The organism is Bacillus timonensis, assembly GCF_000285535.1.
GTDB lineage: Bacteria > Bacillota > Bacilli > Bacillales > Bacillaceae_L > Ferdinandcohnia > Ferdinandcohnia timonensis.
Map to the genome: position 1 here is coordinate 1,399,448 of NZ_HE610985.1, position 25,082 is coordinate 1,424,529.

Genomic DNA, 25,082 nt, shown 5'->3' on the forward strand with positions numbered 1-25,082 from the left:
ATATAATCCAAATATTCATGATATAATTTATTCGTATTACAAAGTAAAGGGGAGAACAGGAAATGTTACATAATCTATATGAATCGTTAGATAAAAAGTACCCTGAAATGGTTGATATTCGGCGTTACTTACATCAACATCCAGAAGTTTCTTTCAAAGAATATAAAACAGCTGAATACATCGCAAATTACTATAAAAAGTTAGGAATCGAAGTACGCACAAATGTAGGTGGAAATGGTATCGTAGCAAAAATCTACGGTAGCGCACCAGGTCCGACAGTAGCATTACGTGCCGATTTCGATGCCTTACCAATTCAAGATGAAAAGGATGTTCCTTATAAATCAACTGTCCCAGGTGTCATGCATGCTTGTGGGCATGACGGGCATACAGCTACCTTACTTGTATTAGCAAAAGCCCTACATGAAATGAAGGATAAACTCACAGGAACTGTAGTCCTCATTCACCAACACGCCGAGGAGTTCGCTCCTGGTGGTGCAATAGCTATGATTGAAGATGGCTGTCTTGAAGGTGTAGACGTTATTTTCGGTACACATTTATGGGCTACAACGCCTACTGGTACAATTGAATACCGTGTAGGACCAATCATGGCTGCTGCTGACCGGTTCGAAATTAACATTCAGGGTTCAGGGGGACATGGAGCACATCCACATACAACAAAAGATGCCATTGTAATTGGATCTCAGCTTGTTATGAATTTACAGCAAATTGTGAGCAGACGAGTTGATCCAATTGAATCAGCAGTTGTTTCACTTGGTTCTTTTATTGCGGAAAACCCATTTAATGTCATCGCAAACACTGCAAAACTTCAAGGTACAGTTCGAACTTTTAGTGAAGATGTTAGAAGTCAAATTGAAACAGAAATTGAACGGATCGTGAAAGGTACATGTATAGCAACTGATTCAACATATACCTATGCTTACCACCGAGGATACCCTGCTGTGGTCAATCATAAGCAAGAGACTGATTTTCTTGTAAAAGCAGCTGAAAACGTAACTGATTTATCAAAGGTAACAGAAGCTGCTCCACAAATGGGTGGTGAAGATTTCGCTTATTATTTACAGTACGTACCGGGAAGCTTTTTCTTTACAGGTGCAATGCCAGCTAATGAGGCGAATGCCTACCCACATCATCATCCCAAATTCGATATTGATGAAAAAGCAATGCTCATTGCCGCTAAAACACTAGGCACTGCAACCTTAGAATATCTATCCGTACAAAAATCTGAAGAAGCAGCTGTATAAAAAAAGAAGGATGTTGTTCTCACAGCATCCTTCCTTTTTCACTTCTTAAGATTCGTATTCGATAACAATTTTTTGCAACTTCACCTAAATGGTCAAGCAAATTACAATTTGCATAGGCACCAACAACTGCTCCTACACCCGGAAGTAATTGAAGCATTTTTACGAAATCAATATAATCACGGTATTCTTGCTGAAACACTTTCCAATCTAATTCCACAAGCTTTTGTTTCTTTTCTTCCCAATTCTCAATTATCTCAAATGTTTTCTTTTTTTGTTCATCACTTGAAAATGCTAATTGAAACACATATAACAAGAAAAGCCGTTCTTCATATTTTTTCGTATCAAATCCATGAATCGCAGCAACATCAAATAAAAACTTCATCTTTATCGAGAGAAGCAGTGGAAAATCAGCTAAGGACAAAAGAAAACCACCTGCACCTGTTCCTGCTCCTTCTGCGGCTGCAGTTCGTCGATAAACTGTTAACTTATCTTCAATTAATTTTTCCTTAACCTGTAACGTCATACCATTCGGATAGTTTCCTTTGGTTGTATATTCCGATCCAACCAATGTAGCCTGAACCATTTTTTTAATGCTTTCTGTAATCACAGAGTGGGCCTTCTCAGGTATCATTTCATTTACTTTAGTTTGCGCTTTTTTGGATACACGTTGAAGCATATTTGACTTCTTGATTAGCTTTTTACGCCATTGAAATAATTCCTCTTCCACCGTTACCAAATACGGATCGTTCATGGACCTCTCCCCTTCCTTTTGTTTATTTGAATCAAATGCGCCTTGGCGTATTTTCGCCCAGTTTTTTTGAGTTTGCTCGAAAACGTTTCATTAAAAAAGCTGTGGCATCCACCAAAGGCTTTACCTTTACTCAGAAGGTTTTTATCCACTAAGTAAAAGTAATACGGAAAAAAGGAGGGAAAGGTTTCATTGTTCAGCCATACATCCTTTCAAGCTTTTGTACTTTCCCCTTTGTATAAACAAACACAAATAGATAGATGAACACTAGACTTGCTACTAATAAGATGACTGAAGTCAACATTTCAGCAGCTAGTACGATGACCGTAAAGACAACACATTGGACAACAAGCAATTGAAATAATAACTGTAAATAAGATGAAAGCTTTGTAGCTTCGCTGATTGGATACATACGAACCCATATTTTCAGGCTATGATGCCTCCATAGTGTAATGAGCTGGTAGCCAGTTAAGTATAAAAATAAAATCATCACAAACGCTTTTCCATAAAGAAAAGGTACAAAATAAATCAGCAATCCGCCTATGATAGTTAACCTCACATACATTCCTAGGTAATCACTAGTTCGCAAAAAGGTGCGCATGTACAGATAGCGGAATGTATTTTTTTTCGAGTATGAAATAAAACCCGTAACCCAATTAAGCCATGGACGTTTCTTCACTCGTTCTTTTAGCTTTGGAACATCAGTAAATAAATTTGCTATCCGGTAAAATGTCAGCATTCTTTTCGCTTCTAACTCAATTAACAAATTCCATTTTAGCCCCTTATTCTCGACTGCTTTATGAAAATAAAGAAGTAACCCAATCATGATTACAACTATACAGCTGATAAAAAGAATGGATGCACCTGAAAACAATAAATACATTAATATGACATTCAATACAAGCCGAATTGCGATATCTGTGTGATAGGTTGAGCTTTCCGAATAATGTTGTGTAAACCAGGTCATTAGAAGATTCCATGCTTTACAAAAAAGAACAATCACAAAGATTGCAAATAAAGATGAGAAGGTTTTATCTGTTACAGCAAGATACAAAGGAGCTGCAACTGCAAAAACGATTAATAACAAATAAATCTGTGAGAAAAGACTATACCAAAAAGCCTTCTGAAAATAAGATGTTAGTTTTTTTCAATTGGTAATAAGAAAACAAGGTCAGCTTCTTTTAACAAAGTTTGGACACGACTACCAGTTAAAATGATTCCTAAAACAAGCCCAATAATAATAGCGTATGGAAAATCTTTTGGCACATCTTGTAGCCAATAATTGTAGTAGTACGCCCCTCCCCCTCCTAGAAATAGAAGTGCAATCAGCAGATGGTCATTTAACATATAACGTAAATAACGATTAATTTCCTTAAAATGTTGGGCTTGGCGCTTACTCCATAATTCTTTGATATCAATCATTTTCTTCTTCCTTTGTCAGGCTGATATAAATATCATCCAGTGTAGCATTCTCCATTTTGAATTGGTCACGGAGATCCTCCAAAGTTCCTGAAGCCTTTACCTTTCCGTTATGTAAAATAATAAAGGAATCACAATATCTTTCAGCTGTTGCTAAAATATGTGTCGACATTAAAATGCCAGCACCTTGATTTTTCATTTTGTTCATTAATTCAAGTAAAGATTGGATTCCCAGTGGATCAAGTCCTACAAAAGGCTCATCAATGATGTATAGGTCAGGCTCAACAAGGAAGGCACACATAATCATAACTTTTTGCTTCATTCCCTTTGAGAAATGAGACGGGAAGAATTTTACCTTTTTTTCCATACGAAATTCCTTCAATAATGGTTGAACCCTTTCTTCAAACACTCTTTTATCAAGTCCATAGGCCATTGCTGTTAATTCCAAATGTTCATAAAGAGTTAGTTCATCATAAAGAATCGGTGTTTCAGGGATTAAACTAAACATCGAGCGATAGGCTTCCATGTCCTCCTGAATCGTCTTCCCATTGATTCGAATAGACCCATTTTTCGGATCCATCAGTCCGATGATATGCTTTATGGTTGTACTTTTCCCAGCACCATTTAAGCCGATTAAGCCTACGATTTCATTTTGCTTGACTTGGAAGGAAACATCCTTTAAAACTGGATTTTTTGTATATCCACCTGTTAGATTTTGTATCTCTAATAGTGCCATGTAAAGCTCCCTTCTTACCCATTCAAAGATTTTACGTATTTTTTGAAATCTAGCTCCAGGTGCCATCAGCTTGCTACTCTTAAGCTGTCGCCGATTTGAGGACGCCTTTTGCTTTTCTTTTTATCATATCAAAAATTGCCAATTTTACATAGTTAAAAAGATTGTATATAACCATTTGAAACGGCCATACTAATTTTTGAAGAGGGCAAGAAAAAAGCCTTGATGTTAATCATCTACCTGAGATGAGGTGTTTGTTAAAGACAATATCCTTGTTTTAGACGACAGCTTTTTAAACTGTTATAAGGGGATGGTTACTTTGGGAAATGTGAGAGAATGTGAGTTCTAAACAAATTACCGCTAACAAAATAACATTATTTTGCAAATGAGGTGTTTGTTAAAGGCTACCTAGTCGCTTTATAAGTTGTATTAACTTATAAACAACAGACAAGGGGATGGTCCGCTTGAACCACGGAATAGACTCACTCCATTAGATAAAGACATTCATTCCTAAAAAAATGAGGTGTTTATCAAAGATACCCTTAACCTATAACAAAAGCCTTCTTCAAGAACAGGATGCATCCTTTGCGATTGCATCCTGTTTCTTGTTTACACCACGCTAATACAGGATGTTCCGTTTATGTACTTTTTTTCCGGTATACCATTTATCGTTTTCTCAGCTTAGCGATATTCCATTTATGGCGTTTTCGGTATACCATTTATCACGACCCACCAAGACGTAAATGAAATATGAAAATTTTTACATCTTTACAACATATGATAAAATAATTTTAAATAGTGATTTTGAAAGGAATGGACAAAATGAGTGATTGTATTTTTTGTAAAATCATTAATGGAGAAATTCCAAGTGCAAAAGTCTTTGAAAATGAACACGTATTTGCCTTCTTAGACATTAGCCAAGTTTCCAAAGGACATACTCTCGTAATTCCAAAAGTACATAAAGAAAACGTATTTGAGCTTACTCCTGAAATTGCCCAAAATATTTTTGAAGCTGTGCCATCTATTGCAAATGCAATAAAAAAAGAATTCAATCCTATTGGATTGAACCTTTTACAAAACAATGGAGAACAAGCTGGACAATCGGTCTTCCACTTCCACCTTCACCTGATTCCACGTTACGGAAAAGGCGACGGATTTGGAATTGTTTGGAAGTCACACGAAAATCAATATTCAGGCGAGGATTTACAAAATATCGCTTCAAGTATATCAAAAGCAATTCAAAACTGATTTATCTAGGCATGACTATACGTCTTGCCTTTTTTCTTTTTAAATTTGTTTTTTCGCTTTTTTTCGAAAAATTTCACGCTATTTTTCGGGAAAACATGATAAGATAAGACATACAAAATTTTAACCATGTAAAGCGATAAAATAGGAGGAGTTACTATGCAACGAGCTTACAACTTTAATGCCGGTCCTTCTGCACTACCACTTGAAGTACTGAACCGTGCACAAGCCGAACTACTCAATTTTAAAGGAACAGGCATGTCTGTAATGGAACTAAGCCATCGCAGTAAAGAATATGATCAAGTCCATCAACAAGCTATATCTGATTTACGATCCCTATTACGCATTCCTGATGACTATCATGTATTATTTTTACAAGGTGGCGCAAGTCTACAATTTTCAATGATTCCAATGAATTTCTTAACGCCAGGAAAAACTGCAGATTACATTTTAACGGGTTCTTGGTCCCAAAAAGCACTTGATGAAGCAAATAAACATGGAGAGACACATGTACTCGCAACAAGTAAAGAGGAAAAATACAGTTATATCCCTGAAATAGATGTTACCAATCACTCTATTAACTCTGCATATGTTCACATTACTTCTAACAATACAATTTATGGTACACAATGGGAAACATACCCAACATATGAGAATGTTCCATTAATCGCAGATATGTCTAGTGACATTTTAAGCAGAGAAATAAATATTAATCAATTTGATATGATATATGCAGGTGCTCAAAAAAATCTTGGACCATCTGGGGTAACAGTTGCGATTATAAAAGATTCCCTGTTAAAACAAGGAAATAGTAATTTACCAACCATGTTGGATTACAATACCCATGTAAAATCAAATTCTCTTTATAATACACCGCCAACTTTTTCAATTTACATGCTTTCACTAGTTCTTGATTGGGTGAAGCAACAAGGTGGTGTGCCTGCGATTGAAGCGAAGAACAACGAAAAAGCTGCACTTTTATACAATACAATCGATGATTCAGATGGTTTCTATAAAGCACATGCCAAGACAGGCAGCCGTTCTATTATGAACGTATCGTACACACTTCCTAATGAAGAGTTAACGAAAAAGTTTTTAACACAAGCAAAAGAAAAAGGATTTATTGGCTTAAATGGACATCGCTCAATCGGTGGCTGCCGTGCATCTATCTACAATGCAGTTCCTTATGAGTCTGTTGAAGCACTAGCTTCATTTATGGAAGTCTTTAAATCAGAAAATTAAAAACTTTAAAGTAGGTTAATAGTCTGATATAATAAAAGGTAAGATTTTTGCAATAGGCAATGAGTGCACTATTGGAAAATCCAAAAATATAGCTTAGAAAAGCTGAGGAGAGATGAGAAATGAATACAAAGGTTTTAGTATTTTTAGCATTATTAGTTGGAATGGGTGCTGTTCTGCACACAGTTATGCCGGGAATTTACCTAGGAATGAAGCCCGACTTGTTGTTGATCTTCATGTTTTTAGGAATTATGTTATTTCCTGAAAAGAAATACGTTTTGCTTGTTGCGATTGTCGGCGGTCTGATTTCTGCATTGACAACGACTTTCCCAGGTGGTCAAATTGCAAACCCTGTCGATAAATTAGTATCAGCATTTGTATTTTATGGCATGTTCGTGGTTGTTAGAAAGAAGACTCAATCACTAGTAATGGTATGTGCTATTACTGCAGTAGGAATTTTAGTTTCTGGATTTGTTTTCTTAAACACTGCACTTATCATAGCTGGGCTACCTGGAACATTCATCGGATTGTTCGTTACTGTAGTAATCCCAGCAACTGTAATGGGTACAATTGCAATGGCGATTATTTATCCAGTTGCACAACAAATTATTAGACGTACAAATTTTACAGTTAGTGCATAATCAAGATTTACGGGGTGTCCAACCATGTGTCGGGCACCCTTTTTTCTGTCCGTTTTTTGTGAATTTAGCTATCATCGATAGACATGAAATAAAACGGAAAGTTAGAAAAGAAAATCGATAGAATCCAAAGTAAAGTTGATAGAACCAAAGTAACGACTACAGAATCACGTGATTACAGTTTTGCTCCCCCCTTCTCCATCAAAAATCTATGAATTTAAGTGATATCTAGTTACTTTTCATCATATAGTAGAAGTAAAAGAGTGGACAAGGAGTGAATGCGATGTTATCTGTACCTTGGTTTGTATATGTAGCATTATTTGGAGTCCTTTTTAGTGCATATATGGTGATTCGAACAACTAAAGAGGAAAAGAAAATTGAAGACTCTTATATTGAGCAGGAAGGTAATGTATATATCGAACGCATGAACAGCGAAAGAGAAAAACGCTCAAAGCATGTGAATAAGCCAGAGGCTATGTAAAAAAGCACATAATAAAAGGACCGTTTCGTCAAAAAACGGTCCTTTTCCATTATTCTGCTGCAGCTTCAGTTTTAAATAAGTCTTTAAATTCTTTATCTTTTACTTTTACATCTGCATTATCGATTGCTTTATCTAAAGCATTTTGAAGAGCTGTTTGATCTGCTTGAAGCAACGCTCTACGTATTTCATCTTTTTCTTCTTGCTTCTTCTTATCGAAGTTTTCTACTGTACCTGTTACTTTAATAATATGATAACCATATTGTGATTCAACAATATCACTTACTTCGCCTTCTTTAAGAGCAAATGCTGCTTCTTCAAATTCAGGCACCATACGTCCTTTTCCAAACCAGCCTAAGTCCCCACCATTTTGAGCGGAACCATCGTCAGAGTATTCTTTTGCAACATCTTCAAACTTTTCTCCGTTATCAAGCTTTTTCTTAGCTTCATCAATTTTCTTTTTAGCTTCTGCTTTTTGTTCTTCTGTTGCCTCTTGTGGAACTTGTACTAAAATATGGCTAGCCTTAATAACTTCGCCTTCTTTTACTTCAATTTCATCCATTGCTGCTTTTTCCTTTAGCATGTCAGATTTAAGAAGTTCACGAACGAAATCTTCACCATTTTGCTCAACAATTGCATCAAATTGAGCACCTAAACTTGCTTGCATTTCATCGTATTTTGCATCTAATTCTTTATCAGTTACTTCATATTTCTCAGACAACACTTTTGTATAAACTAAATCTTTTAGGATGACAGCACCCGCTTGATCCTTCATGGCATTATATAATTCATCTTTTGTCACATTTCCTGCTTTTGTTTCAACTAGCACTGTTGAATCATTGGCATTGTTACATGCACTTAGGCCAAAAATTCCTACAGCTGCCGTTAGAGCAATTATTGATTTCTTCATAACACACTCTCCTACTGTATACATTTTTTATCTATGGTTTGTCCAAGGCTACAAAAATTACTATAACATACTTTTAAAAAAGAAAGAAAACATTTTCTTTAAAGTTATTTAAAAAATGGGACATTCGCACAGTCATATAGGCTTTTTGCGAATAGGATATAGTGAACTGAATAAAAGGCTATTGCCTTTAAAGGTTCAAAACTTCAGTTAGTTGTGAAAAAGATTTCCAATAGGCGAGACAAACGCCTATTCGTTCACAAATGATCTCGCATAAAATACCGTATGAAGAAAAATGGAGGTGTTAGTATGAGCGGATACGCAGGTGGATTTGCGCTAATCGTTGTGTTATTCATCCTATTAGTTATCGTTGGTGCTGCTTGGTTCTAAAAAATGCTCTTGCATAGCATTACGTGTAAACATGAAATCATGTTTACCAACAAGAAAAAGGATGACCTATTCCGGTCATCCTTTTTTACGTAAACAGGACCTCCACATAGGAGGAAATTAGTAAAATTGTAATTAATATATTGATTGTCCGATATACTTTTGGCTGGCGGTCATCAGGAATTTCTTTTTGCTCACAAAGCCGGTAAGTCATTTGATTAATATAAAACAAAATAAAAGCAGCAAACGGAATATAAAATAAGATCAATCCTAATCCCCCCATCTAAAATCAACTATGAAGTTTACTTATGAATTAAGATATCATAGCCATCCTCTATTTCTTCAACTGTACAGGACCTTGGTGCCTTTATAAACTGTCCTAAATGTATCAAATCGGGTACACATAATCCAAAATTCACCGCAGCAATTATCGAAAAATAATGAATATATCCTGGAAAAACAATACAAGCAACTAGCATAAGAGCCGTAACAAATAAAAATGGTGTACCCATAACCAGGATAATAAATGGTTTTGAAAGTGAACTTTTCGAACGAGTAGTAATGACCGGAATGATTCCTGAAACCCATTTAAATGTTACTTTTAGCTTCTTTCCAGTCAACCAGAACGGTAAAACATGCAGTGTTGCATGTAGTGGATAAATCAGCAATAATGCTAATAAAAAGTAAATTGATCCATTTTCTTTTAATTCAATTGAAGAATACATTAAATTCATTGGTAAGTAAAAGAGAATAAATGCTATGAACATTGATATCAAGGATATCAAAAGAATTCGATGGAATCCATAATCCTTTGAAAGATTAATGGTTTTCCAGCAAGTCATACAAAATCACCATCCGCAATCATTAGAAGTAAATTATTGGAAGTCATATCCAAACTGAAGTAAAAAATTCATTTGTAATTTAGATACTCTAAACTTACTAAACTACTTTACTGTGTTTCTAAAAAAATTGCAATAGGTATCCAAAAGAACGATAAAATACATGCTTTTTCGACTTTTTTCGAGTTTTTGGGGCATGTTATATATAAGAAGAAGTTTGCACATCTTTAAAAATTTGGAGTGTTAAAAATGGAAACCATTGAAGAGCGTTTAGAGAGGCTGGAGTACTATCAGACGTTAATTCTGAAACTCTTGGATGATAAGCTCTCCCCTTTTTATAAGTTAATTATGGAAGCAAAATTAACGAAAAGAGAGGTTGAACAATTGTTTAACACTTGTGAAGAACTGAGCAAAGAATACAAAATACAAAAAGCGGAGGGATTAATTAGTTTCACACCGCTTTTAACTCAATTTGTAGGAATGCTTCATCCAAGTTTAGATCCAAGAACAACCATTAACGCTTTAGCAAAAGAAAGAAAATATACCCCTTTAATGAACGAGTTTAAAGGGATTATTGACATAATTAAATAAGGCACGTTCATTACATCTCAATTTTCTCTTCCACTCGTTTGTAAAGCTTGCCATCTACCTCTATAAAATCTTCTTCGATATTCTTAAAGGACTTTTCAAAAATTTCCATATAATCATCACCATAAATATTGCGGACAATGCTCATTACTTCAACAATCTCCGGAAACTTTCCATAAAGGTTTTTTAGTGGTAGTGCCCCTTCCAATACTCCATTTTTACTAGGATTGTAGGCTTCAACTATTTTTAAAAAGATTTCTTCTCCTTTTGGAGTCAATTCGATATACGTGTTACGCTTATCGTTTTCCTTTTTTTGAAAATTGTAGTAGTCCACGTTCTTCTAACTTTTTAGAAAAGTTAAATGCAGTCGAAACATGCATAACTCCAAACTTAGCAATCTCTGAAATAGAAGCACCTTTCAAATGATAAGCTATCCAAATAATATGATGTTCATTAATATTTAAGTCATAAGGCTTGATCCATTGTTGCCAGTCCTTTTCAATAGATTTCCATAATGCCTTACTAAGTTGTGCGATTCTTTGACTAAAAAGGAGCGCTTCTTTGATGGAGGCCATTTTTTCTTCATGTTTCATAGATTCACCCACTTTTCTATTTTCTCTTATTACTATTATGCCAATAAAATAAAAATTAATAAAGATGTAAATTTACAAAATTTTTAAATTAGGTGAAAAAATTTTGATATCACTTGGTTGTAACCGCTTTTTCTAACTTTTCTAAAGCGTTTTCAATTGTTAAAAGCTCTTTTTGTATATTTTTTTGATTATTTTCTATTTCGTGTTTCCACTGATTCAGTGATTGTTTAACATCGCTAGATACTTTTGTGATTGTATTCATCGCAAGACTAGTTGACTTTGAAACCTGATTTGTTAGTAACTTCCCTTCAGTAACAACTTGAGACAAGGTACTTGAAAGCATTTTTTGATTATTTTTTAAAGTCCTTCTAAAATCTTTGCCAGAGGTAGGCGCAGTTAAAAGGACAGACATACCAACGATTACACTACCAATTAATACACCATAAAATAGAGATTTTGTTGACATCTTATTTAATCACTCCAAATCAAAACCATTATTTACAGAATTCAACAAAAACTAAAAAATTCCTTTTTACAATTTCATATTTTTTACAATATTAAAGCTCTTTTTGCAATTCTTTTTGTTGGATATACCAACGGTCAACCATACTGTTACGTACAAGAATAAAAACAAGCTGTTTCCGCTCTCTCCCTTGTTTCTCTCGATATATTTCAACTTCTACTGGAATTTCCATACTTAAGAGACCTTTTAAATCACTTAATGGTAAATAAGAGATATTTGTAATCGAAAATATCGTTATTTGGTCCAATGTTTTGTACAGCTTCTTATTTTTTGATTGTGGGAGAAAAGTTAGTTTTATTATCTTCCTGTCCTTTTGATTAACTCCCGTTGCAAATATTTCAATCAGGTGGTACGGGTCTGCATTGCTAACATATTCATCTAACTTACCACCAGCCTTTAGTAACATCAGTTTATGAGCTAAATCAGGTTCGTTTGAACGGTGGGTGGTGCTACCTAAAAAATGCACACAAAAATGACCAGGAAAACCATTCTTTAATGCACCAGCGCCATGTGGCATTCCATGCATGGAGGCAGCTATCATTTGATCACCATATTTCACGATGATTGCTCTCCGCTTCCAGCTCCACTTTCCATTGTAGATTTTTTTCATGACTTTCGTATCCTCAATTGTAAGTGGTTGAACATCTGCATGTCTGCTACCTGCCCTTCTTTGTACACGAAATTGAAGACCCGTTTCAACATCTATAATTGTAAAGAAGGATTTTCGCGGAAGAATCTCATTGACGATATCCCATGGAACCATTTCAACTTTAAAACTTAATGGGCTATCTTTCTCATCATATTGAGTTGTTGCCTCGACGGTTGCAAGGTTTGTGGAATATAAAAAAAGAAAAAGTAGAAGTATTATTCTTACCATTTTTCAGTACCTCTTTTTTTTACATAGCTTTCCAATAATATAGAGATTCTATTAATAAAAAAAACTCGACTCTAATAAAAAAAGAGTCGAGTTTATCATGAATTTAACTTTGAAAGTTTGGCTTATAAAAGCTTCGATTATCCAATGCAAAGACGCGTTCTGAAAATTCACCTGGTTTCACGCGTTCCAATGCACGATCTAACATGTTCATTTTAGCATCAAGATTATCGATATAATGAAGAATTTCTGCTTCTTTAATCATTGGGGGTTTAGGGCTACCCCATTCAGCCTTACCATGATGGCTAAGAATGATATGCTGCAATACGGTAACTTCTTCTCCCTCGATACCAAGTTCTTTCGCTGCTTGTCCAATTTCATTAACCATGATAGAAATATGGCCTAATAAGTTCCCTTCTATTGTATATGTTGTTGAAATAGGACCTGATAACTCTTTTACCTTCCCTAGATCATGTAGAATGATTCCTGAGTATAATAAATCCGTATCAAGAGACGGATAAAGGTTGGAGATTGCTTTTGCTAAATCCAACATTGAGACAACATGATAGGCAAGGCCAGAAACGAATTCATGATGGTTTTTAGTTGCAGCCGGATATTCGAAAAAGGCAGCTTGATGCTTTTTCAATAAATGCCTAGTAATTCGCTGGATATTTGAATTTTTCATTTCAAAAATATATTGTGTAATTTTTGATGACATTTCATCCTGAGGTATAGGTGCAACTTCGAGAAAATCTGATATTGTAACCCCATCTAAATCTGTAACAGGGCGGATATTTCGAATTTTAAGCTGGTTTCGACCACGATAACTATTAATTTCGCCTGCAAGTCTTACAATTTTTTGAGCAGCATAATTAGCTTCATCTTCAGAAGTCGCATCCCAAAGTTTTGCCTCAATTTCTCCGCTCTTATCCTGAAAAACGATAGTTAAGAATGGTTTTCCATTACTTGCTATCCCCTTGGTTGATGATTTAATAAACAAATACACATCAACTTGCTGTCCGACATCATAATGAACGATACCCTTTACCATATTTTCTCCCCCTGTGTGACTATTTGCTAATGTATCTATTAAAAGTTCTCAATTTCTATCAAAAATTATAGCACACTTTTGTGACTTTCTTTTATTACTTCTTTCCCTAAATTAACGAGTTCGACCTCTCCAAATCCTTCCACAACATGTTGATGACAGGTGAATAATAGAACCTGATTTTCCTTAGATAATTCTTTGATTAATGAAATTACACTTGATAATCGGTATGAATCAAAATTTACAAAGCTATCATCAATGATAAATGGATAGGATTGATTTGGGTGCATCGTTTTAGCAAGTGAAAATCGTAACGAAATATACAATTGTTCAGAGGTCGCCTGGCTAAGTTCATTCGGCTTAAAACGAACCCCATTTTCATCTTCAACAATAAAACCATCTTCTTCTTTGTCGAGGTAGATTCTTTTGTACCTCTCATCCGTGAGTACCGAAAAATAATGTTCAGCTCTCTCGACTACTTTTGGAAGTCGGAGCTTACGATACTGCTCAACTGTCTTAGATAAGATATCTTTCGCGACTGCAAGTGTTGCCCAGTTTTTTGCATGGTTTTTATTATAGATTTACCTGCCTCATAGGTATGGAGGGCATCCGCATAACTTCCACCTTCTTCAAGTTCATGTAGGCGGTGGTTGATAGCCGACAGCTGACTTAGCCTCTCTTTTTCAGTTGCATTAAGTTTAGTGATTTCACCCGACATTTCCTCAATATGATTTACATAATTCCTTTCAAGATTACAATTATTGACCAACTCTCCAAAACGCTCAAGTTGTGCATTAAGAAGATTCATTCGTTCCAAAAGTTCTTTTGCAGTAGCATTCGCTTGTCCCTTTGCCCTAAAAGCCTCTTCATTCGAAACTTCTGCGATTTGCCATAGTACCCTGCATTCTTTTTGAAGATAGTCTATCTCAAACGAAAGCTTTGAAATTTGTTCATTTGAATCCTTTAATTTTGCTTCAATTTGTAAAAGCTGTTCGTATTTCTTTTTTTCTTCCTTTAAACGGAAAGCGATTTGGTTAATTTTATTGGGTCCTTCATTTAAAAAATTCACCTGTTTTGCAACTGTATTGACTTTCGTATTGAAGTTGGAAACTTCATTTAGAAGTTCCTCTTTTATTTCGGAAAGTTTTTGTTTATTTAGTGCTCTATCCTTGATAGCCTCAAGAATTTGAAATGCATCCAATAATCGTTCATTGGAAATTTGAAATGGCAGTCCATATGTTTTTTTTATGTTTACAGCTCTTTCCTCTATAGAAACCCCCGACTTTTCCCATTCCTCAAAGCCCATGAGAACTTTTTCATATGCCCGTTCATTTTGAAGAAGTGTGGCAGTTTCAATCTCAATCTGTTGCCTTACATGTTGATCACGTAATAGCTTTTTAGTTATATCTTCATCATCCGAGCTGTGGCTTTCCATAATTTGCTCTTGTATAACCTCTAGCTTTTTCAGTAATCTTTCTTTATCTTCCTGAAGTTCCTTCATGATTGAGGAAGATATCTGAGAGGCCGTCCTTTTTCCAATAGGAAGAAGAAAAAGGGCTATAATTGTAACTATTCCACCAGTTATCCATTCTTTTGTAATATAAAAATAAATTGAAGTAATAAGTAACGCCAGGGTAATTCCATAAAATAAACGAGTAAGCTTAGCCTGATTTTCCGATTCCTTTGCTTTAACCCTTTGGATTTTTTGATTGATTCTTTTTACCTCTTCCTCAATCATTCTCTTTTCTTTTTCTTTACTTTCTTTCGCAGTATAATCGCCTTTTATTTTTCAAATTGTTTTCGTTCATCTTCTGAAAGAACTTGTTTCCTTAAGTCTTTTATCTTTTGTTCTGTATTTTCTAATGCTTCTTTTGCTTGGGTAAAGCTATCATCTAAGAAATTCTTCTGTTGTTTATGCCGTGCGGTATCAGATACAATTTCGGAAAATATATCTTTTACAGCAATACTAAGGTTTAATTTATAAAACTCTGATTCAGGTAAGGCAAAATTTATTCGATCCTTAAGTTGTTTTAGTTCATCTTCCACCTGTTGAAGTTCTCTTGCTACGAATTGTATTCTGTCCTGTTTTTCAATATAAAGGCTATTATTTTCAATTAATTCAAGTATTTGTTGTTCATTTTCTAGATATGGGGTTGATAATTGGATTTCGTTCTTTTCTTTATCCAATTTTTTCACTTGTTCTCCTAGGGCTGCTACTTGTGCTTCATATGGCTTAAGCTGTGCTTGTAGTTGTTCGTAACGTCTCAATCCATTCTCTGGGAATGGCTCAAATACAGGTAGCCCATTTAAGAGATTTCTTTGGGTTTGATATTCATCTAAAAGTGGCTGAATCGATTGAAGTTTTTCTGATTCTTGAATTTTGTCCTTTAGGTATTGTTTTCTTGAATCAAGGTTCCACAGTTCATTTTCAATTCGATGCCTTTCATCTAACAATTCCTCATATTCGTTGTTTTTTTCCTGCCATTTTACAACTTTTGTATGATCATCCTTAAGTCGAATGAGCTCGGTATTTAGGAGAGGATTCTTTCCTTTTGGTTTAAATAAGCTGTCCATTTCCTTTGTTAATTTATTTTGAAGTTCTAATAAAGCGTCTGTTCCAACGGTTCCTGCAGAAAATAAATATCTTCCTACATCCTCACTCTTTAAATTATGTACGCCTTGAAGACCATGAATATTAAAGGAGTATATATTTTGGTATAGATTTTTATCCATCCCTTGGAAAAGCTCTGAAATAAACTCTTCCCCTTTGACTGTGCCATCTGGCATATAAACAGATACATCGCCTGTCGCTTTTCCTGGCAATCTTTCAATCATAATTGTTTCACATTCATTTGTTTGGAGAATGAGCTTACCACCATATTTTGCACCTATTTTAGGGATATAGCGTTGTTCATTTTGTTGTTTCGTAGGAAACCCAAACAAAATGCTATGGATAAATGACATAAGTGTTGATTTCCCGGCTTCATTTTGACCAAAAAACACCTGAAGAGTTGGAGACAGATGTACTAGCTCTAAATTTTCTAGTTTTCCATATCCGTAAATCTGAATGCCAATGATTCTCATAATTTTCACCTCCTGTTGGAATAATAGAGTTCCCGAAGGATGATGCTTTCCGCATCATGAAGAATTTCCTTTAATTCTTCTTTTGTAAAACTGTCTATATATCTTCGAAAACTTTGATGGTTCCGTAATGGGAGTAGTGCTTGTTCAAAGTCCCCATAAGTCTCCATTTTTTCTAATAAATCACCTATAAAATGAGAATCTTCCTTTAACTTTTCTCGATTGATTTCGAATTGTATATTTTGTTTAAATCCAACAACATAAACAAAGTTATTCCTGTCTAAATCATCATTTAAAACAGATAGGAGATCTTCTTTTATTGCGTTTTCCTGTAGCTGGTTGTGAAGTGGCCCAGTTCCTGAATACTCAATTGTTACAAATAACCCTTGGTTTTCCTTACGGAGGAGATTGAGATGGGAAAGTGATATGTCGACGAGTTGGTCAAAACTAGTAAGCTCGGATATGTCGATAGTTGTGTTTTCCCAGATAAGGTCCGCTGTAGGAAAAAAAGTATAGTTTGCTTGGGCTTTTGAAAGCTTTACTAAATATCCTCCTTTTTCCCCTGTTTCCTTTTTATGTCGACCTTGAATATTACCAGGATAAATAATAGGAGGGTCTTCAGAAAGGACTTCTCTTGTGTGAATATGTCCTAGAGCCCAGTAGTCAAATCCTTTTTGCTGGAGCTCGGATAACAAGAAAGGAGCATAACGACTATGAGCACTTTCTCCTTCCTTACTACCATGTAAAATACCTATGTGAAACGGGGCTTCTCCTTTTTTTTCATAGGATGTGGTTTTATTTTCGATGACGGCCTTTTTCGTGTAGCTAAACCCGTATATGTTTGCAACTGTATCTCCATTTTTTAGATAAGTAATGACATCTACATCTTCATTTTGAAACACATGGACATTGCTTGGCCATTCAAAATATGGCCAGTTCCCCCCAAGATGATCATGATTTCCGTGGATGACAAATGCTTCTATTTCATGTTCATGAAGTCGTTCCATTTCCCTTCGGAACCGTGATTGGGCACGGAGACTCCGGTCTTCTCCGTCGAATAAATCACCAGCGATGATAACAAAATCAACCTTTTGTTCAATCGCAATGTTTATTAGTCTAGTAAAGGATGTAAAAGTACTATTTTGTGCACGCTTAAAAATATTTGATGGTAGATTTGTTAGCCCTGAAAAAGGGCTATCCAAATGTAAATCGGCGATATGTAAAAAAGTGAGTGAATCCATTTCAACACTCCTATTGATTATTTACCTTTATTCTAACATCTCCATTATACGAATGCACGTTCTTATTTTATGAACTTTTTTGATTAACTTATCAGGTTCTTTTGTACATAATATGAGGAGTCTTTAAAGGTAAAAAACCGAGGGAAAATATCCCTCGGTTAAATTGGAACCAGAAGAACCGTCCCTCTGGTACCTTATTTATCATTTTTCGTTAATTGCAGGGCTTTTTTGATGTCTTTGAAGGAGGATGATTTGCCGTACATAAGGACTCCTCCACGGTAGACTCGTGCACCAAATATTGCTAGTAGAGTGATTGTTAGAATTAGGATACCGATTGATAGTGCAATTTCCCAAGTTGGGAGGGTTAGCATACCAACGCGCAAGAACATGATCATTGGTGCAAAAAACGGAATATATGAAGTAATAGTAATTACAGTTGATTCAGGTTTTGTTAGGCCAAACATTGCAATCATAAAGGCTGCAACAATTAATAATGTCATCGGTGTAATCATTTGTTGAACATCTTCAATTCGACTCACCAGTGAACCTAAGAAAGCAGCTAGTGTTGCAAAAAGGAAATATCCTAAAATGAAGAAAATCCCAGCGTAAACAAAGGTTGAAACTGGTAGGTCACCAAACCCAAATACTTCGAAAAAGCCACCTTCCATTCCACTCATGCTTTGCTTTAAGGAAGCATATCCAATTGCTAAAATGACACCAAATTGAGTTAAACTTAGTAAAGCAATTCCGAGAATCTTCCCGAACATTTGCTTAATTGGAGAAACACTTGAAATTAGAATTTCCATAACACGGGATGACTTTTCAGTAGCAACCTCCATCGCAATCATATTTGCGTACATGATAACCGCAAAATAGATAACAAACAACAGAACATAAACCAGACCACGAGCTTGATTAAGTTCCTCTTCCGATTTTGCATTTTCCTCTAGGGCAACACTATCAAATTGAACAGGAGCATACAATTCATTAATTTGATCAGCAGATAACCCTGCTTTTGTTGTCGCAATTGTCACCTTCAATTGCTGTAATGCTTGTTCAAGTTGTCCAGTAATTTCAGAATCAGTAATGGATGGAGCTTTATACACCCCTTGTGGAAGTCCTTCCGGAGTTTCTGTCAAAATGAGATATCCATCCAATTCTTCTGCTTTAACCTGCTCTTGTGCTTGTTCTTCTGTTCCTCCTATTTTTTCGAGGACGATATCACTAGACATGGCTATAAATGCCTGTTCATATGCCTGATATAGTCCATCAGACTCAGTTAAGACTGCGACATGACTTGTTTCATCTTTATCAAATTTTTCAATGATTGATTGAATATTAGCTAGACCAACAATAAGGAGTGCTGTAATAAGTGTTGTGATAATAAAGGATTTCGTTTTTAATTTACTGACATATGTGTGAAATAAGATAATCCAAAACTTATTCATAGGAAGCACCTACCTTTTCGATGAATATATCATTTAAGGAAGGTTCCTCTAATACGAACTTTCGAATAAACCCTTTTCCCGCAATAGAATCAAGGATTTTTTGTGAAATTTCTTCACTTTCTACCTGTAAATGGAGGCCCTCCGCTGTTTCTTTTGCCTTTGTTACTCCTGCTAAGGTTTTTAAATGACTGATATCAAAATCAGCATGTACAATCACATTTTTCTTTCCAAAGGACCGCTTAATCTCCTTTAATGAGCCATGTACAACTGGTCTCCCATGATGCATAATACATAAATGCTCACATAGTTCCTCTACATGCTCCATTCGGTGACTTGAAAACACAATAGATGTCCCTGCATTTTTTAAATCCACCACTGCGTCCTTTAAAAGTTCAACATTCACAGGATCCAGTCCACTAAACGGTTCATCAAGAATAAGTAGCTTTGGATTATGAATGACAGAAGCAATGAATTGTATTTTTTGCTGATTCCCTTTTGATAATTCCTCGACTTTTTTCGTTGCATATTCAGGTACTTTAAATCTCTCTAGCCAGTAATCAATTTGTTTTAAAATCTCTTGTTTTTGCATACCTCGTAATCTGGCTAAGTAAACAAGCTGATCGCGCACCTTCATTTTTGGATACAAACCTCTTTCCTCCGGTAGGTATCCAATCATATGACTTGTGTCATAATTTATTTTTTTCCCATCCCAACTAATTCGGCCTTCACTAACATCTAATAGTCCTAGAATCATTCGAAATGTTGTTGTTTTTCCTGCGCCATTCGCTCCTAAAAATCCAAACATTTCACGCTCAGGAATTTCGATTGATAGATTGTCAACTGCAGTAAAGCTACCAAATCGTTTCGTTACATTTTCTAGCTGTAATGCCATATCGACTCCTCCTTCTCTCCAGTTGTTTTTACGATTAAGGTAGGAAAAAGTTTCATTTTTTATGATAACACGTAAGAAAATGATTTTTCTTGCGTACAATTTAGGAATCAACTACACTTTAGGTATCAGAATTTTTAACTTTTTTCATGGGGGAGTTCATCAATGAATTATGTGTTAACTGTCTTTGATAAAACGGGAGAAAAATTACTTGAAGAAACATTTGAAGCATCTACTGAGAAAGAAGCAAAGACAACTGGTGAAAGAATCCTTAAGGAAAAAAAATATCTAGAAACGACACATCGCTGTACAAGTTCTGCAGGAAAATTAGTGTTGTTTCATCGTTAGGTAGGTGCTCTTTCTTAGAGTGCCTTTTTTAGATTCTGAGGCACACAAATGATATACCGGAAACAGCTTAATCGGTATATCGCGAAACCAAAAAACAATAAATGATATACCCGCAAATGACATAAACGCTATATCGTTAAATCGACATACGATATATGATATACCGGAAACGGCTTAATCGGTATTTCGGAAAGTCAAGAAACAATAAATGTTATACCGCAAATGACATAAACGCTATATCGTCAAATCGACATACGATATATGATAAACCAAAAAAGGCATATACGGCATATAGGACAGCATCGACTGTAATTAATTTTTTCGATATAAAAAATCCCGCTGACTTCTCAGCAGGATTTTCTTCATTATTTTCCAGTAAATATCGGTTTTCTTTTTTCTAAAAATGCTTGAATTCCTTCACGGTGATCCTGTGTATTTCTCATTGCATACTGTCCTTGTTTTTCTAATTCTAATATTTGTTCAAGTTCTGGTAAGTGCATTTGATTATAGATGGATTTCGATTGAATCATGGCAAGAATAGGTTTCTTTTTCCACTTTTTCAACTTATGAATCACAGCTGTTTGCAATTCTTCTTCTGCAACTTCATCAATTAACCCAATGTGTAATGCTTCCCCTGGTGAGAGTTGCTTCCCTTCCCAAATCAGATGCTTGGCTCTTGCTTCGCCAAGCCTTTTTTCAAGGAAGAAATGTGCACCTCCATCAGGTATTAGGCCGATCCCGATAAAATTCATGGCAAGCCTAGAATGTACATCAGCAACAATATAATCTGCACCAAGCGCAAAGCTTAATCCTAGACCGGCAGCTGGTCCATGGATTGCGCTGATAACTAATTTCGGTATTGTGTAGAGCGTTTTCACTATTTCAGAAATAAGCTCCATTACAGGTGCAAAGGCAGTATCATCAGTGGTGTTTAACATTGTTTTAATGTCCCCACCAGCTGAGAATCCGCGTCCACTTCCTGCTAATACAAGGATATCCACTTCATCATTGGCAGCTACCTCTTTTAAACTATGTAAAATTTGGTTTAACATTTCAACATCCATTGAATTCAGTGCCTCCGGGCGATTTAGAGTAAGATATGCTACTCGCTCATCCATATGAAGAAACACTTTTTCTACTTGTTCAGTTGCCATTATTAAGCCCCCTTAAGTGGTGTTTCTAATATTATACAATTATATTAAAATAAAAGAAACCGTTTTCAAAAAAATAAGGTCATCCAAAATTATTTGGATGACCACAGAGTGTAGACAAAGTCAGTGCTGACTTTGTCTACACGAATTATTAAGGATATCTAACTATTAATTCTATTCCCAGACTGTCTTGCGAACGCTTGTCAGACAAGGCGCGCAGCTGAGCGAAGACGCGAATAGAAGTTGCCTTCATGAGCGGACGAGGGAGGCAAGCAACGCAGTATGCGAGCGTTTGTCAACAGTCTAAGGTCATCCTAAATTATTTGGATGACCATTTTATAATATACTTTTCTCTCATGTTATCCAGGTGCACTCCTCATAAACCTTTTAATCATTATTTTACTTGTGAAAGATGTTCCTTTAATTGGTCCCTTAGTGCTCTCTTTAGAAACTTACCTACCGATGTTTTTGGAATTTCATCCATGAAGATAATATCATCTGGTAACCACCATTTTGCAAATTGTGGCTTTAGAAACTCGTCCAGCTCTTCCTTTGTGGTTTGGCCCTTCACGGCATCTTTTAAAACCACACATGCCACAGGTCGTTCTTGCCATCTTTCATGCGGAACCGCTATAACCGCTGCTTCAAACACCGCTTCATGTGCCATAAGTGCATTTTCAATATCAACAGAGGAAATCCATTCCCCACCACTCTTGATTAAATCCTTTGTTCGATCAACAATTTTTACAATCCCCTCTTCATCGATTGTGACAACATCTCCTGTATGGAGCCACCCATCACGGAATGCTTCATTTGTCCGCTCATCCTTGTAATATTCATCAGCAATCCAATTTCCTCTTAACAACAGTTCTCCCATTTCTTTTCCGTCATTTGCAACCTCTCCATTTGCCCCAACTACCTTCATTTCAACTAAAGGCACAATGGATCCTTGTTTTGAACGTATTTCTAATTTTTCCTCTTCTGAAAGGTTAGTTTGATAGCTTTTAAGACGAGATAAAACAACTAATGGTGTAGTTTCTGTCATCCCATAAGCATGGATAAACGGGATTTTATATTTTGATTCGAACGCTTTAATGAGTCCTTTTGGAGCCGCAGATCCTCCACATAAAATGCGGGTTAAACTGCTCGTATCGTAGTTTCCTTGTTCTAATTCATTGAGAAGCCCGAGCCAGATTGTCGGTACCCCCGCTGTCATTGTTACCTTCTCAGTATCGATTAATTGTGCTAAAATCTTTGGAGTAAAATATGGTCCTGGCATGACGAGTGTTGTTCCAAACCACACTGCAGCAAATGGTAACCCCCAAGCATTCACATGGAACATGGGAACAACTGGCATGGCGATATCACTTTCTGATAATCCAGAGCTATCAGCAAGCCCGAGCGCCATACTATGCAACACAACTCCTCTGTTGGAATAAATAACCCCTTTAGGATTTCCTGTTGTTGCAGATGTATAGCACATTCCCATTGGGTCATTCTCATCTAAATCTTTCTTAAATTGAAATGTTGGATTTCCCTCACTTACAAGCTTCTCGTAATGATAAAGTGGTTCTAAGTTTGATTTAGGCAACTCATCCTTATCTGTCATGACAACAAAGGCCTCAACGGATTTTAATTGATCTTTTACTTTTTCTAAAAGTGGGAGCAGATCTTCGTCAAAAAGCAAAACCTTATCTTCAGCATGGTTGATGATATAGGTAATATGAGCAGGTGAAAGGCGTATATTGATTGTATGCAAGATTGCTCCGATCCCTGGAATTGCAAAGTACGCTTCTAAATGGCGATGATGATTCCATGCAAGTGTTCCAACACGGTCCCCTTTAGACACGCCTATTTTTTCCAGTGCACTTGATAATCTTCTTGTTCGGTCACCTATCTCCTTATAAGTATGAGTTACAATCCCAGAAGAAGTTCTCGAAATAACTGTTTTCTTTGGAAAATACTTTTCTGCGCGTTCTATCATTGAAGAAACTAGCAATGGTACATTCATCATAACTTATTCCTCCACTTCTAAAATTTTTATTGATACCCTTATAACCCCATATTCTTTACAATGATGGATTTCATAATTTCATTTGTACCTGCATATATCGCTGATACTGGAGTGTCACGATACCTTCTAGCAATCTCGTACTCTTCCATATATCCATAGCCTCCATGAAGATGCATGCATTCGGCGGCCACTTTTTTCGCCATATCAGTTAACCACCATTTTGCCATTGAAACCTTTGTCACCACATCCTTTCCTGCCATATGCTGTTCAATCAAATCATCTAAAAACGTACGCCCGATTTCAATTTCTGTAGCCATTTCAGCTAGTTTAAATTGAATATGTTGGAATTTACTAATTGACCGTCCAAAGGCTTCACGCTCTTTCACATATTTTAGCGTCAGTGTTAGCATTGTTTCCGCTGCAATTTGAGCTGAAATCGCAACGATCAATCTTTCCTGTTGGAGCTGCTGCATTAAATAATAAAAACCTCTCCCCTCGATTCCAATGAGATTTTCCGATGGTACCTTTGCATCTTCGAAAATAAGTTCAGCTGTATCTTGGGCATGAAGACCAACTTTATCCAGCTTCCTGCCTCTTGAAAATCCCGGTGTATCTTTTTCAATCGCTAATAAACTAATCCCTTTATGTTTTTCTTTAGGATCTGTCTTACATACAACAAGGACCAAATCCGCATGGATACCGTTTGTAATAAATGTTTTCTGACCATTGACAATGTAATGGTCATCTTTCTTAATTGCAGTTGTTTTAATTCCTGCCAAATCAGAACCAGCACCAGGTTCTGTCATTGCGATTGCGGTTATTATTTCGCCAGAGATACATTTTGACAGCCATTTTTGTTTTTGTTCCTCAGTCCCATATTCACTTAAATACGGAACGACAATGTCACTATGAAGCCCAATTCCAATCATGCTTGCGCCAACCTTTTCGAGCTCTTCGTTAATCACCACTGAGTAGCCAAAGTCAGCTTCAAGACCTCCGTATTTTTCATCAACCCAAGGGCAAAGGAATCCATTTTCCCCCATTTTTGTCCAAAAGGAACGTGGGATAATCCCGTTTTTTTCCCAATTGTTATAAAAGGGGTATGCTTCTTTTTCAAGGAACTTCCGAAAGGCATCTCGAAAAATATGATGCTCATCTTGTAAATAACGTGCTGTCATACTATCCCTCCTTATTTAAGGGTTTGTTTTAAGTAAATTGTATGTGTCTTGTTGGGTAAAAATAATGGCGGTATGTAAATGAAGGTCCATTAAAAAGGAAAGCGTTTTCATTTTATAAAAAAGGAGTCTGTTAAACTTTATGAGGTCTCGTACTTGAATAATTCCTCATTAAGACGAAAAATCCTCTATTTTCAGTTAAAAAAAGAGGCAT

25 protein-coding genes and 2 pseudogenes are annotated in these 25,082 nt (G+C 35.9%); 8 read left to right on the forward strand and 19 right to left on the reverse strand.

Annotated elements, in window-relative coordinates:
- Positions 1–62 precede the first annotated feature (62 nt).
- Positions 63–1,262 carry a M20 family metallopeptidase gene (locus BTHG_RS07245; protein ID WP_010283517.1) on the forward strand — a complete coding sequence of 400 codons (1,200 nt, stop codon included), beginning with the start codon at positions 63–65 and terminating at the stop codon, positions 1,260–1,262.
- A 19-nt stretch (positions 1,263–1,281) separates the two neighbouring features.
- Here the strand turns inward: BTHG_RS07245 and BTHG_RS07250 are convergent, their stop codons facing one another.
- The 3 genes and pseudogenes from BTHG_RS07250 to BTHG_RS07260 all read right to left on the reverse strand — a co-directional run bounded on the left by BTHG_RS07250 (position 1,282) and on the right by BTHG_RS07260 (position 4,165).
- Entirely contained in the window at positions 1,282–2,013 is a 732-nt protein-coding gene (locus BTHG_RS07250; protein ID WP_010283518.1) for an EcsC family protein, read from the reverse strand.
- Positions 2,014–2,206: 193 nt separating this feature from the next.
- Positions 2,207–3,432: pseudogene (locus BTHG_RS24450) on the reverse strand (ABC transporter permease).
- Positions 3,425–4,165 (reverse strand): ABC transporter ATP-binding protein, encoded by a 741-nt coding sequence (locus tag BTHG_RS07260; RefSeq protein WP_010283521.1) that lies wholly within the window; start codon positions 4,163–4,165, stop codon positions 3,425–3,427. The pseudogene BTHG_RS24450 and the gene BTHG_RS07260 overlap by 8 nt, the downstream one beginning before the upstream one ends.
- A gap of 819 nt (positions 4,166–4,984) precedes the next feature.
- Here BTHG_RS07260 and BTHG_RS07265 point away from each other — a divergent pair.
- The 4 genes from BTHG_RS07265 (at position 4,985) to BTHG_RS07280 (ending at position 7,765) form a co-directional block, all read left to right on the forward strand.
- Complete coding sequence (locus tag BTHG_RS07265; RefSeq protein WP_010283522.1) at positions 4,985–5,410, forward strand: HIT family protein; 426 nt, start codon at positions 4,985–4,987, stop codon at positions 5,408–5,410.
- A 156-nt stretch (positions 5,411–5,566) separates the two neighbouring features.
- On the forward strand, positions 5,567–6,649 hold the full coding sequence (gene serC, locus BTHG_RS07270) for a 3-phosphoserine/phosphohydroxythreonine transaminase (RefSeq protein ID WP_010283523.1): 1,083 nt from the start codon (positions 5,567–5,569) through the stop codon (positions 6,647–6,649).
- A 119-nt stretch (positions 6,650–6,768) separates the two neighbouring features.
- Entirely contained in the window at positions 6,769–7,287 is a 519-nt protein-coding gene (locus BTHG_RS07275) for a tryptophan transporter (protein ID WP_010283524.1), read from the forward strand.
- A gap of 280 nt (positions 7,288–7,567) precedes the next feature.
- Positions 7,568–7,765 carry a sporulation YhaL family protein gene (locus BTHG_RS07280; RefSeq protein WP_010283525.1) on the forward strand — a complete coding sequence of 66 codons (198 nt, stop codon included), beginning with the start codon at positions 7,568–7,570 and terminating at the stop codon, positions 7,763–7,765.
- Positions 7,766–7,814: 49 nt separating this feature from the next.
- On the opposite strand, the gene BTHG_RS07285 is transcribed toward BTHG_RS07280, so the two are convergent.
- On the reverse strand, positions 7,815–8,672 hold the full coding sequence (locus BTHG_RS07285) for a peptidylprolyl isomerase (RefSeq protein ID WP_010283526.1): 858 nt from the start codon (positions 8,670–8,672) through the stop codon (positions 7,815–7,817).
- 306 nt (positions 8,673–8,978) lie between these two features.
- Between BTHG_RS07285 and BTHG_RS26170 the strand changes: the two genes are divergently transcribed.
- Positions 8,979–9,059, forward strand: coding sequence for a YjcZ family sporulation protein (locus tag BTHG_RS26170; protein ID WP_087947064.1), 81 nt, complete (start codon positions 8,979–8,981; stop codon positions 9,057–9,059).
- An 85-nt stretch (positions 9,060–9,144) separates the two neighbouring features.
- Here the strand turns inward: BTHG_RS26170 and BTHG_RS07295 are convergent, their stop codons facing one another.
- Both BTHG_RS07295 and BTHG_RS07300 read right to left on the reverse strand, forming a co-directional pair.
- Positions 9,145–9,324 carry a hypothetical protein gene (locus tag BTHG_RS07295; protein WP_010283527.1) on the reverse strand — a complete coding sequence of 60 codons (180 nt, stop codon included), beginning with the start codon at positions 9,322–9,324 and terminating at the stop codon, positions 9,145–9,147.
- A 34-nt stretch (positions 9,325–9,358) separates the two neighbouring features.
- Entirely contained in the window at positions 9,359–9,898 is a 540-nt protein-coding gene (locus BTHG_RS07300) for a DUF3267 domain-containing protein (protein ID WP_010283528.1), read from the reverse strand.
- Between the two features lie 246 nt (positions 9,899–10,144).
- On the opposite strand from BTHG_RS07300, the gene BTHG_RS07305 reads away from it, so the two are divergent.
- Positions 10,145–10,486 (forward strand): DUF1878 family protein, encoded by a 342-nt coding sequence (locus BTHG_RS07305; RefSeq protein WP_010283529.1) that lies wholly within the window; start codon positions 10,145–10,147, stop codon positions 10,484–10,486.
- 10 nt (positions 10,487–10,496) lie between these two features.
- Here BTHG_RS07305 and BTHG_RS24455 read toward each other — a convergent pair.
- From BTHG_RS24455 to BTHG_RS07355, 10 genes and pseudogenes are all read right to left on the reverse strand, one after another.
- Positions 10,497–11,076, reverse strand: a pseudogene (locus BTHG_RS24455) (HTH-type transcriptional regulator Hpr).
- Positions 11,077–11,185: 109 nt separating this feature from the next.
- Complete coding sequence (locus BTHG_RS07315) at positions 11,186–11,542, reverse strand: YtxH domain-containing protein (protein ID WP_010283532.1); 357 nt, start codon at positions 11,540–11,542, stop codon at positions 11,186–11,188.
- Between the two features lie 91 nt (positions 11,543–11,633).
- Positions 11,634–12,476 (reverse strand): hypothetical protein, encoded by an 843-nt coding sequence (locus tag BTHG_RS07320; RefSeq protein ID WP_010283533.1) that lies wholly within the window; start codon positions 12,474–12,476, stop codon positions 11,634–11,636.
- 103 nt (positions 12,477–12,579) lie between these two features.
- Positions 12,580–13,524: a 3'-5' exoribonuclease YhaM gene (gene yhaM / locus BTHG_RS07325; protein WP_010283534.1), complete on the reverse strand. Its 945-nt coding sequence runs from the start codon at positions 13,522–13,524 to the stop codon at positions 12,580–12,582.
- Positions 13,525–13,589: 65 nt separating this feature from the next.
- Complete coding sequence (locus BTHG_RS07330; RefSeq protein ID WP_026021729.1) at positions 13,590–13,847, reverse strand: ATP-binding protein; 258 nt, start codon at positions 13,845–13,847, stop codon at positions 13,590–13,592.
- A gap of 149 nt (positions 13,848–13,996) precedes the next feature.
- Positions 13,997–15,259, reverse strand: coding sequence for an AAA family ATPase (locus BTHG_RS07335; protein ID WP_026021730.1), 1,263 nt, complete (start codon positions 15,257–15,259; stop codon positions 13,997–13,999).
- 44 nt (positions 15,260–15,303) lie between these two features.
- Positions 15,304–16,605: an ATP-binding protein gene (locus BTHG_RS07340; protein WP_026021731.1), complete on the reverse strand. Its 1,302-nt coding sequence runs from the start codon at positions 16,603–16,605 to the stop codon at positions 15,304–15,306.
- Between the two features lie 5 nt (positions 16,606–16,610).
- Positions 16,611–17,843, reverse strand: a complete 1,233-nt coding sequence (locus tag BTHG_RS07345; RefSeq protein ID WP_010283535.1) for a metallophosphoesterase family protein — start codon at positions 17,841–17,843, stop codon at positions 16,611–16,613.
- 194 nt (positions 17,844–18,037) lie between these two features.
- Positions 18,038–19,291, reverse strand: coding sequence for an ABC transporter permease (locus tag BTHG_RS07350; protein WP_010283536.1), 1,254 nt, complete (start codon positions 19,289–19,291; stop codon positions 18,038–18,040).
- Positions 19,284–20,183 carry an ABC transporter ATP-binding protein gene (locus BTHG_RS07355; protein ID WP_010283537.1) on the reverse strand — a complete coding sequence of 300 codons (900 nt, stop codon included), beginning with the start codon at positions 20,181–20,183 and terminating at the stop codon, positions 19,284–19,286. Before BTHG_RS07355 ends, BTHG_RS07350 begins: the two co-directional genes overlap by 8 nt.
- A gap of 162 nt (positions 20,184–20,345) precedes the next feature.
- Between BTHG_RS07355 and BTHG_RS07360 the strand changes: the two genes are divergently transcribed.
- Positions 20,346–20,528 (forward strand): YhzD family protein, encoded by a 183-nt coding sequence (locus BTHG_RS07360; protein ID WP_010283538.1) that lies wholly within the window; start codon positions 20,346–20,348, stop codon positions 20,526–20,528.
- Between the two features lie 365 nt (positions 20,529–20,893).
- Here the strand turns inward: BTHG_RS07360 and BTHG_RS07365 are convergent, their stop codons facing one another.
- From BTHG_RS07365 to BTHG_RS07375, 3 genes are all read right to left on the reverse strand, one after another.
- Complete coding sequence (locus tag BTHG_RS07365; protein ID WP_010283539.1) at positions 20,894–21,682, reverse strand: enoyl-CoA hydratase; 789 nt, start codon at positions 21,680–21,682, stop codon at positions 20,894–20,896.
- A gap of 391 nt (positions 21,683–22,073) precedes the next feature.
- A complete protein-coding gene (locus BTHG_RS07370) occupies positions 22,074–23,693 on the reverse strand; it encodes a long-chain fatty acid--CoA ligase (protein WP_010283540.1) in 1,620 nt (539 codons plus the stop codon).
- A 38-nt stretch (positions 23,694–23,731) separates the two neighbouring features.
- A complete protein-coding gene (locus BTHG_RS07375; protein ID WP_010283541.1) occupies positions 23,732–24,871 on the reverse strand; it encodes an acyl-CoA dehydrogenase family protein in 1,140 nt (379 codons plus the stop codon).
- Between the last annotated feature and the right edge of the window lie 211 nt (positions 24,872–25,082).